Below are 9708 nucleotides of genomic sequence, written 5' to 3'. Positions count from 1 at the left end.
CCGACGGCCGCGCTCCCCTCGAAGGCGGCTTCGTCGAGCAGCCGGTGCCGAGCCCGGTCTGCGACGACTTCCACCCCGAGCCGGGAGCGCGCGAACACGACGGACTGCACCCCGCGCAGCACGAACTCCGCAAGCAGGTCGCCCGCGCGCGTCAGGGCGCTCACCGGCTCACCCGGCGGCGGCCCGGCGGACTCGTCGCGCGGGTCGACGAACGCCATCGTCATCGCGGCCCGCGGCGAACCGTCGTGGGTGACGGGCTCCACGTGCAGTCCCGTGAGGCGGTGCGCATGCTGCGCCTCCTGCGCCATCGTCGCCGAGGCGAGGACGAACGTCGGATCCGCCCCGTAGCGGGCCGCGACCCGCCGGATCCGACGCAGCACCGCCGCGACGTGCGCGCCGAACACGCCCCGATACACGTGGCATTCGTCCACGACGACATACCGCAGCCCGCGCCAGAAACCCGCCCACGCCTCGTGGGCGGGGAGCATGCCGGCGTGCAGCATGTCGGGGTTGGTCAGCACGAGCCCGGCGTGCCGCCGGATCCAGCGCCGCTCGTCACTGGGGGTGTCGCCGTCGTAGGTCGCCACCCGCACACCCGGCACCTCCCAGTTCGCGATGCGTTGGGCCTGGTCGGCCGCGAGCGCCTTGGTCGGCGACAGGTACAGCGCGGTCTGGCGCCGGGCCTGCGGCTCCTGCGTGTCGGCGAGGTCGGTCAGCACCGGCAGCAGATACCCCAGGCTCTTGCCGGAGGCCGTGCCGGTCGACAACACGACGTGGCGGCCCGCGCGGACGAGGTCGGCGGCCTGGGCCTGATGGCTCCACAGCTCGCGGATGCCGTCGGCCTCCAACCGACTCCGCACGTGCGGGTGCACCCAGGCGGGCACCGGAGCCAGACGGGCCTCCCGCCGGGGCAGCCGGGCGACGTGCGCGAGCCGCGCGTGGCGGGGGCTGCCCAGCACGTCGCGTACGAGCTCATCGGGATCTGCGGTCGACATCGCCACAACCGTAGGTCGACGCACCGACAGGGCGCCCACACGGTCAGGGGTGCGGCTGGCTAGAGTGGCGCCGCGGCACCTTCAACGTGAAAGGGGTTACGCGGCGTGGATCTGCTGCTGTCGTGCACGAACGACGGACCCGTCACTGTGGTGGATGCTCGAGGCGACGTCGATGCGCTCTCCGCACCCGCGCTGCAGGAGCGTCTCGAGATGCACATCGCCGCCGGTCAGCGCCACCTCGTGGTCGACCTGTCCGGGGTGGGTTTCATGGATTCGACCGGTCTCGGGGTGCTGGTGGGCGCGCTGCGACTGGCCCGTCTGCACAACGGGTCGCTGTATCTGGTGGCGCCGCGGGAGCGCATCCACCGGATCATGGCCATCACCGGGCTCGACTCGGTCTTCGAGTTCGCGGACAGCCGCTCGGAGGCCATTGCGATGGCGCTCGCGACCGCTCAGGAGCCCGAGAGTGACGGCCATGAGAACGCAAGCTGATCGTTTCATGTGAGTTACCGTCATGTGTCTTACCGGGTCTTCTGTCTGGCGATCGGAGAACCTATGCTGTACCCGTCGGTAGGTCTTCGGGGGAAGGCATGACTCTTCCCCGTTAGCGGTCCACCGGCGTCTCCTCACCAGGTGGTCCAGTCCAGGCGCCACGTCGAAGTCGACTGCGTCGGGCAGGAGAACCGTGTCAGGGCACCCGAATCTCATCGCTACTCGCACGCCCCGCTGGCCGCAGGGTCGCCATGTCGGCGAGATGGAGGCGAGCGAGCGCGACGCCCGCACATCCGAACTGCTGCGCCGGGCGGCCATCGCCACCGGCGTCGACCGCCATGAACTGCTCGATGAGGTCGTGCTCATCAACGGTCCGGTCGCGGAGGCCATCGCCAGCCGCTACCGCGCCCGCGGCATCGACTCCGACGACCTTCTGCAGGTGGCCTATCTCGGTCTCGTCAAGGCCGCCCAGGGTTACCGGGAGGGAGAGGGGCCGGGCTTCCTGGCCTACGCGGTACCGACGATCTCGGGGGAGCTCAAGCGGCACTTCCGTGACTTCGGCTGGATGGTCCGCCCGCCGCGGCGCCTGCAGGAGTTGCGCGCCGCCGCGCTCAGCGCCGCCGCCACGCTGCAGCAGGATCTCGGCCGCCCCGCCACCGACGGCGAGGTCGCCGCTGCGATCGGCGTCAACGTCAGCGACCTCGTCGAGGTCGAGATCGCGGACGGCTGCTACAGCGCGTTGTCACTGGATGCCACCGGGCCGGACGACACCGGGCCCACGCTGGCCGACATGCTCGTCGACGAGGCCGACGACTACGGCCACGTCGAGGCCCGGGAGCTGCTGCGCCCGGCTCTGGAGCACCTCAGCGAGCGCGATCGCAAGATCCTCGGCCTGCGCTTCGGGCGGGGTTTCACCCAGGAGCAGATCGGGCATGAGATCGGCGTCAGTCAGATGCAGGTCTCGCGGTTGCTGACGCGCATTCTCCGCGGACTGCGCGAGGAATTGGTCGACGAGCCGACGGACGCCTGAACGCCCGCTGTGCCCTGTGGTGATTGTCGTCGCAGTCGGCGGCGCGGGTCTTGGCGCCAGGTTTGAGTGAGTTACTGTTCGTGCAGCCCGGGTTGTCGGGTTTAGGAATTTCCCGAACAGGGCTCGCTCGCGGCAGTGGGTCCTTCGCGTCCGGACAGGAGGAACGTGGTGACCGAGCCCCGCGCAGCCGATTTCGCCCACATCGCCATGGCGCTGCATGGCGCCGACGGGGTCAACGCCACCCTGGACCGCATCGCTGACCTCGCGTGCAAGACGGTCGAGTCGGACATGTGCGGGGTGATGGTCGTCCATCGCGGCAACCGCGTGGAGACCGCGGCCGTCACGGACGATCGGGTGCGCCAGGCCGACGAGCTGCAGATCGAGTGCGGCGAGGGCCCGTGCCTGGAGGCGATGGACGACCAGTCGGTCTTCATCATCCACGACACCAGCACCGAGACCCGCTGGGAGAGCTGGTGTCGCCGCGTCACCGATCTGGACGTGCGCAGCGTGCTGTCGGTGCGCCTGTTCACGCTGCACCAGACCATCGGCTCGCTGAACGTCTATTCCTCCCAGCCGCACCACTTCACCGAGCGCGACGCGATCATCGGCGGCATCTTCGCCGGGCACGCCTCGGTGGCGCTCGCCGCCGCCCAGACGGAGGCGGGCCTGCGAGAGGCCATGGACAGCCGGCACATGATCGGGCTCGCCCAGGGCATGCTCATGGAGCGCTTCGACCTCGACCGGGAGCACGCGTTCGCGGTGCTTCGCCGCTACTCCCAGGACCGCAACATCAAGCTGCGCAACGTCGCCCAGTACGTCGTCGACCGGCGCGGACTGCCCGAATAGCCCCCGCCCCCGGGCCGCTGCGAGCCCGAGAGCCAGGAGAGCGCCGTGGTGCGCGACACTGTGGCGCATGAGCGTGCGCCCGCCCCGCATCGTGCCCGACCTGCTCGACCGGCTCCGCGACGACCTCACGGCCAGCGAGTTCACCGTCGACGGCATCGAGGCGTTGCTCGGGCCGGTCGTCGGCGGGGCGTTGAGCCGGGAGCAGACGCTGCCCGTCGAGCGCGTCACCCGCACCGCGACGGCCCCGGCGGCCGCGCTCGTGCGGCTGTTCACCCTCGGGGTCGAGGTGCCCTTCGACGCGGTCGACGCCGCGCTGCCGACCCTGGGGGGAGACGGTCTGGTCGAGCTCGGCCTCGCCGACCGCACCGGCGCCGACCTACGGGCGCAGTGCGACCTGCGCCCGTACGGCGACGAGCGGCACACGTGGTGGGTGGCCTCCGACCTGGCGGTCTCGAGCCGGCGCGCCCCGCTGGAGCCCGATCACGTGCTCGGCGTCGGCGGTGCCTCGCTGACCCTCGCCTCCTGGACCCCGCGGCCGCCGGTGCGCCGGGCCCTCGACATCGGCGTCGGCTGCGGCGTGCAGGCCCTGCACCTGGCCGGGCACGCGCAGCAGATCGTCGCGACCGACGTCTCCGAGCGCGCGCTGGCGTTCGCGCGGTTCAACGCCGCGCTCGCCGGTCAGGAGTGGGAGCTGCGGGAGGGCAACCTCTTCGAGCCCGTCTCCGGGGAGCGCTTCGACCTCGTCGTCAGCAACCCGCCGTACGTCATCACCCCGCGTCGCGCCCGGGTGCCGCTGTTTTCCTACCGCGACGCCGGGCGCGCCGGCGACGGGGTCGTCGAGGACCTCGTGCGCGGCGTCGGCGACGTGCTCGTGCCCGGCGGCATCGCGCACTTCATCGGCAACTGGGAGATCCGCGCCGACCTGGACTGGCGGGCGCGCTGGCGCGGCTGGCTGCAGGGCACCGGGCTGGACGCCTGGGTCGTGCAGCGCGACGTGCAGGACCCGGCCCAGTACGCGGAGACGTGGGCGCGCGACGGCGGCCACCTGCCCGGCTCCTTCGTGCACGACGAGCTGTACGCCTCGTGGCTCGACGACTTCGCCTCCCGCGGGGTCGAGGTCATCGGTTTCGGCGTCGTCACACTGCAGCGGCCGGCCTCCGAGCGCGAGCCGTTCGTCGACCTCGCCGAGGTGGGCGGGCCGGTCGCGCAGCCGATGGGCCCCGTCGTGCTCGCCGGGCTGCGGGCCCGCACCTGGCTCGCCGAGCACGACGACGACGCGGTGCTCGCCCAGGCGTGGCGCGCCGCGGACGACGTGACGATCGAAACCCACTCGCGGCCGGGCGAATCCGACCCGCGGGTGATCCTCGCGCGGCAGGGTGGCGGCCTGCGTCTCGCACGCCGGCTCGACACGGTCACCGCCGCGTTGCTGTCGGTCTGCGACGGCGAGCTCAGCGCCGGTGCGGCGCTGAGCGCCATCGACGCGGTGCTCGAGCAGTCCGGCGCCGACGAGACCGATGATCGGGCGCAGACGACGCAGGTGCTGCGGGAGCTGGTGGCCGACGGTTTTCTCGTGCGCGACGAGGCCGGGGGCTCGCCGGAGCGGGAGTAGCCGGGGGTAACGGGCGGCTCAGCCGAACTGCCAGGACCCCTTGGACAGCCCGAACCAGAAGCCCGTCGACCTCGCGGGAGGACTCGTACGCGGAGCCCTCACCGAGGGCGGCACCGAGGGAGACGTACAGCGGCGCCCAGTGCTCGGTGCGCGGGTGCGCCTGCCCGAAGGCCGGTGCGGCGTGGGCGGCGTCGAGCAGGGCGTCGACGTCCTGGCGCTCGACCGCCTGCCGCGCCCAGTCGTCGAACTCCACCGACACGCTCGGCGCCGGGGAGTCGGAGTCGGTGTCGGCGCCGATCCAGCGCAGGTTGTGGGTGGTGAAGCCGGAACCGACGATGAGCACGCCCTCCTCGCGCAGCGGCGCCAGCCGTCGGCCCAGCCGCAGCAGCGTCGCCGGGTCGAGGGTCGGCAGGCTCAGCTGGAGCACCGGCACGTTGGCCTGCGGGTACATCTCGACGAGCGGCACGTACGCGCCGTGGTCGAGCCCGCGGTTCTCGTCGCGACGCACGCCGCCGATCGCGGCCGGCCCGCGCCGGTCGCCGAGCAGGGCGTCGACGCGGTCGGCGAGCGCGGGTGCCACCGGTGCGTCGTAGCGCACCGAGTAGTAGTGCTGTGGGAATCCCCAGAAGTCGTAGTACAACTCGTGCGGAGCGACCGAGGCGGAGACGGTCGCGGGCGAGGCCTCCCAGTGGGCGGAGACGATGAGGATCGACTCGGGTCGCGGCAGCCGCTGCGACCAGTCGGCGAGTTGGCGTGTCCACACGGCGTCATCGGCCAGTGGCGGGGCACCGTGGGACAGATACAGCACGGGAGAGGTCACATATCGAGCTCAACCGAGGTACGTGATGCGTCAAGTAAATCACGTAAGGGAAGGATTCTCGGGTTGTCGGTGGGAGGCGTTACGGTGCTAGGCGCACGTGGTGGTGGAGAACGGGCCACGACGCAGGTTGAGGGTGGAGGGTGCACGTGAGCGACAGCCAACTACGCCGGCTCGTCATCGTCGAGTCGCCGAACAAGGTGCCGTCGATCGCGAGTTACCTCGGCGAGGGCTACGACGTCGAGGCGTCGGTGGGGCACATCCGCGACCTGCCGAACCCCTCCGAGCTGCCGGCGGACATGAAGAAGGGGCCTTACGGCAAGTTCGCCGTCGATGTCGACAACGACTTCGACCCTTACTACGTCATCGACGCCGACAAGAAGAAGAAGGTCACCGAGCTGCGGCGCGCGCTCAAGGAGGCCGACGAGCTCTACCTGGCCACCGATGAAGACCGCGAGGGCGAGGCCATCGCCTGGCACCTGCTCGAGGTGCTCAAGCCCAAGGTGCCGGTGCGCCGCATGGTCTTCAACGAGATCACCCGCGAGGCGATCCAGCGCGCGGTCAACCAGACCCGCGACCTCGACACCCGGCTCGTCGACGCCCAGGAGACTCGCCGCATCCTCGACCGGCTCTACGGCTACGAGGTCTCCCCGGTGCTGTGGCGGAAGGTGCGCCAGGGTCTGTCGGCCGGGCGCGTGCAGTCGGTGGCCACCCGCATCGTCGTCGAGCGCGAGCGCGAGCGGATGGCCTTCAAGACCGCCCAGTACTGGGATGTCGTCGGCGAGTTCGCCCGCGGCTCCGAGGCATTCCGGGCCCGGCTCACCGCGCTCGATGACACCCGGGTGGCCACCGGGCGCGATTTCGCCGACGACGGCACGCTGGTCACCACCAAGGTCCGCCACGTCGACGAGGCCACCGCGCGCGCCGTCGCGGAGGCCGTGCAGGGCGTCACCGCGACCGTCAGCGCCGTCTCCGAGAAGCCGTACACCCGCCGCCCGTCGGCGCCGTTCACGACGAGCACGCTGCAGCAGGAGGCCTCCCGCAAGCTGCGGATGAACAGCCGCACCGCGATGCGCGTCGCGCAGCGGCTGTACGAGAACGGCTACATCACGTATATGCGCACCGACTCCACGACGCTGAGCGAGTCGGCGCTGACCGCGGCCCGCACCCAGGCCCGTGACATGTACGGCGCCGAGTACGTGCCCGACGCCCCGCGCCGCTACGAGAAGAAGGTCAAGAACGCGCAGGAGGCGCACGAGGCGATCCGCCCCGCCGGAGACCGATTCCGCACCCCGGCGCAGGTCGCCGGGCAGCTGCGCGGCGAGGAGTTCGCCCTCTACGAGCTCATCTGGAAGCGCACGGTCGCCTCGCAGATGGCCGACGCCCGCGGTTCGACCGCTTCGGTGCGGGTGCGAGTGCCCACCCAGGGTGCGGCCGGCACGACGACCGCCGACTTCTCCGCCTCCGGCACCGTCATCACGTTCCGCGGCTTCCTCGCCGCGTACGAGGAGGGCCGCGACGAGGAGGAGACCGCCGCCCGCGGCGCCGCCAACGCCGCCCGCGAGGAGGAGCGCAGGCTGCCCAAGCTCAGCGAGGGGGTCGACCTCGACACCCGGCACGCGGAGGCCGACGGGCACGAGACCTCGCCGCCGCCGCGGTACACCGAGGCCACCCTCGTCAAGGCGATGGAGGAGCTCGGCATCGGCCGCCCCTCGACGTACGCCGCGACGGTGACGACGATCCAGGACCGCGGCTACGTGCAGACCCGCGGCACGGCGCTCGTGCCGACGTGGTTGGCGTTCGCGGTCACCCGGCTGCTCGAGGAGCATTTCCCGCGGCTCGTCGACTACCAGTTCACGGCCCGCCTCGAGGAGGATCTCGACGAGATCTCCAACGGCGACATCGGCCGCGTCGAGTGGCTGCAGCGGTTCTATTTCGGCGACGAGGCCAAGAGCGTCGAGGGGCTGCGTCACCTCGTCGAGGATCTCGGTGAGATCGACGCCCGGGAGATCAGCACGATCCCGCTCGGCGAGGGGCTCGTCGTGCGCGTCGGCCGCTACGGCCCGTACCTGCAGGATCTGGCCGACGGCGACGACCAGCCGCGGCGCACCTCGGTGCCCGACGACGTCGCCCCCGACGAGATGACCCCCGAGCGCGCCCGGGAGCTGCTCGCGCAGTCCTCCGACGACGGGCGCGTGCTCGGGCAGGATCCGGCCACCGGCCACGACATCGTCGCCAAGGCCGGGCGCTACGGCCCGTACGTCACCGAGGTGCTGCCGGAGCCGGCCAGCGAGCCCGCCGCTGACGGCGAGAAGCCCAAGCGCACCCGCAAGGCCGCCAAGCCCAAGCCGCGCACGGCCAGCCTGTTCAAGAGCATGGACCTGAGCACGATCGACCTGGAGACGGCGCTGCGACTGCTGTCGCTGCCGCGGGTCGTCGGCGTCGACGACGAGGGCCAGGAGATCACCGCCCAGAACGGTCGGTACGGGCCGTATCTGCGGCGCGGCACCGACTCCCGGTCCCTGACCGACGAGCAGCAGATCTTCGACCTCACGCTGGCGGAGGCGCTGGCGATCTACGCCCAGCCCAAGCAGCGTGGGCGGGCCGCCGCCAAGCCGCCGCTGGCGGAGTTGGGCACCGACCCCGTCTCCGGAAAGCCGGTGGTGGTCAAGGACGGTCGCTTCGGTCCGTATGTCACCGACGGGGAGACCAACGCCACGCTGCGGCGCGACGACGACCCCGAGACGCTCGCGCCCGAGCGCGGCTTCGAGCTGCTCGCCGAGAAGCGCGCCAAGGGCCCGACGACGCGGCGCACCCGCAAGGCCCCGGCGAAGAAGAGCACCGCCAAGAAGACGACGACGCGCTCCAGCGCCGCCAAGAAGACGACGACGGCCAAGAAGACGGCGTCGAGCAGTTCTCGCGCGACGGGTCGCGCCGCGCGCGAATCCTGAGCGGTGGGCCCCGGCGGCCCGCCCTCCGACGGCACGTTGCGCATCGGCGCGCGCTCGTTCGCGCCGAGCGAGCGGCTCGTCATGGCCATCGTCAACCGCACGCCGGATTCGTTCTACGACCCCGGCTCGACGTGGGCGCCCGACCGCGCCCTGGCTCGCGTGCAGGAGGCGGTGACCCAGGGCGCCGACCTCGTCGACATCGGCGGGGTGAAGGCCGGCCACGGGCAGGTCGTCGACGAGGCCGAGGAGATCCGCCGCGTCGTGCCGTTCGTGGAGACGGTCCGCGCCCGCTGGCCGCAGCTGCTCATCAGCGTCGACACGTGGCGCTCCGGCGTCGCGGCCGCGGCCTGCCGGGCCGGCGCCGACCTGCTCAACGACGCGTGGGGCGGCGTGGACCCCGAACTGGCCGGTGTCGCGGCCGAATTCGGCGCCGCGCTCGTGTGCGCGCACACCGCCGGGCTCGCGCCGCGCACCAACCCGCACCGCATCGAGTACGACGACGTGGTGGCCGACGTCATCGACGCGTGCTCGACGCTGGCGCGGCGGGCGCTGGCCGAGGGCGTCGACCCGAGCCGGATCATCGTCGACCCCGCGCACGACTTCGCGAAGACCACGGCCCACTCTCTCGAGGTGACCCGTCGGCTGGGCGAGCTCGTGGCCACCGGCTGGCCGGTGCTGGTGTCGGTCTCCCGCAAGGACTTCGTGGGGGAGAGCCTCGACGTGCCGACCGAGGCGCGGCTGCCGGGCACGCTCGCGGCCACCACCCTCGCCTCGTGGCTCGGGGCGCGGATCCACCGCGTGCACGATGTCGCCGCGGTGCGGCAGGCCCTCGACCTCACCTCGTGCGTCGCGGGGGAGCGGCTCCCGGCGCGCCCGGTGCGGGGGCTGCGGTGACCCTGTCGGCGGTGGCTTTCGCGCCCCACCCGCCGCTGCTGCTGCGCGCCAACGCCGGACTCGTCGACGTCGGC

The 9708-nt window shown here is 72.1% G+C and carries 7 protein-coding genes and 1 pseudogene; 6 read left to right on the top strand and 2 right to left on the bottom strand.

Features of this window, described 5'->3' with window-relative positions:
• On the bottom strand, positions 1-995 hold a 995-nt coding region (locus PINTE_RS18440), incomplete at its 3' end, for a DEAD/DEAH box helicase (RefSeq protein ID WP_157087358.1).
• 105 nt (positions 996-1100) lie between these two features.
• On the opposite strand from PINTE_RS18440, the gene PINTE_RS18435 reads away from it, so the two are divergent.
• The 4 genes from PINTE_RS18435 to PINTE_RS18420 all read left to right on the top strand — a co-directional run bounded on the left by PINTE_RS18435 (position 1101) and on the right by PINTE_RS18420 (position 4972).
• A complete protein-coding gene (locus PINTE_RS18435; protein ID WP_068433666.1) occupies positions 1101-1487 on the top strand; it encodes an STAS domain-containing protein in 387 nt (128 codons plus the stop codon).
• Positions 1488-1749: 262 nt separating this feature from the next.
• Positions 1750-2517 (top strand): sigma-70 family RNA polymerase sigma factor, encoded by a 768-nt coding sequence (locus PINTE_RS18430; protein ID WP_068433665.1) that lies wholly within the window; start codon positions 1750-1752, stop codon positions 2515-2517.
• Between the two features lie 168 nt (positions 2518-2685).
• Positions 2686-3363, top strand: coding sequence for a GAF and ANTAR domain-containing protein (locus tag PINTE_RS18425; protein WP_068433671.1), 678 nt, complete (start codon positions 2686-2688; stop codon positions 3361-3363).
• 67 nt (positions 3364-3430) lie between these two features.
• A complete protein-coding gene (locus PINTE_RS18420) occupies positions 3431-4972 on the top strand; it encodes a DUF7059 domain-containing protein (protein WP_068433663.1) in 1542 nt (513 codons plus the stop codon).
• A 157-nt stretch (positions 4973-5129) separates the two neighbouring features.
• Here the strand turns inward: PINTE_RS18420 and PINTE_RS22215 are convergent.
• Positions 5130-5735 (bottom strand): annotated as a pseudogene (locus PINTE_RS22215) (dioxygenase family protein); the annotation flags it as partial.
• A gap of 203 nt (positions 5736-5938) precedes the next feature.
• Between PINTE_RS22215 and topA the strand changes: the two are divergent.
• Both topA and folP read left to right on the top strand, forming a co-directional pair.
• Entirely contained in the window at positions 5939-8740 is a 2802-nt protein-coding gene (gene topA / locus PINTE_RS18415; protein WP_068433670.1) for a type I DNA topoisomerase, read from the top strand.
• Between the two features lie 3 nt (positions 8741-8743).
• Positions 8744-9634 carry a dihydropteroate synthase gene (gene folP / locus PINTE_RS18410; protein WP_245643051.1) on the top strand — a complete coding sequence of 297 codons (891 nt, stop codon included), beginning with the start codon at positions 8744-8746 and terminating at the stop codon, positions 9632-9634.
• Positions 9635-9708: the final 74 nt, after the last annotated feature.

Source organism: Piscicoccus intestinalis NBRC 104926, from assembly GCF_001515525.1.
Classification (GTDB): domain Bacteria; phylum Actinomycetota; class Actinomycetes; order Actinomycetales; family Dermatophilaceae; genus Kineosphaera; species Kineosphaera intestinalis.
The sequence above is the reverse complement of the archived record's forward strand: the minus strand, read 5'-3'. Positions and strand labels throughout refer to the sequence as shown.

Coding starts and splice junctions, on each gene's coding strand:
- PINTE_RS18430 (WP_068433665.1), top strand. CDS start 1,750: ATGGAGGCGAGCGAGCGCGACGCCCGCACATCCGAACTGCTGCGCCGG.
- PINTE_RS18420 (WP_068433663.1), top strand. CDS start 3,431: ATGAGCGTGCGCCCGCCCCGCATCGTGCCCGACCTGCTCGACCGGCTC.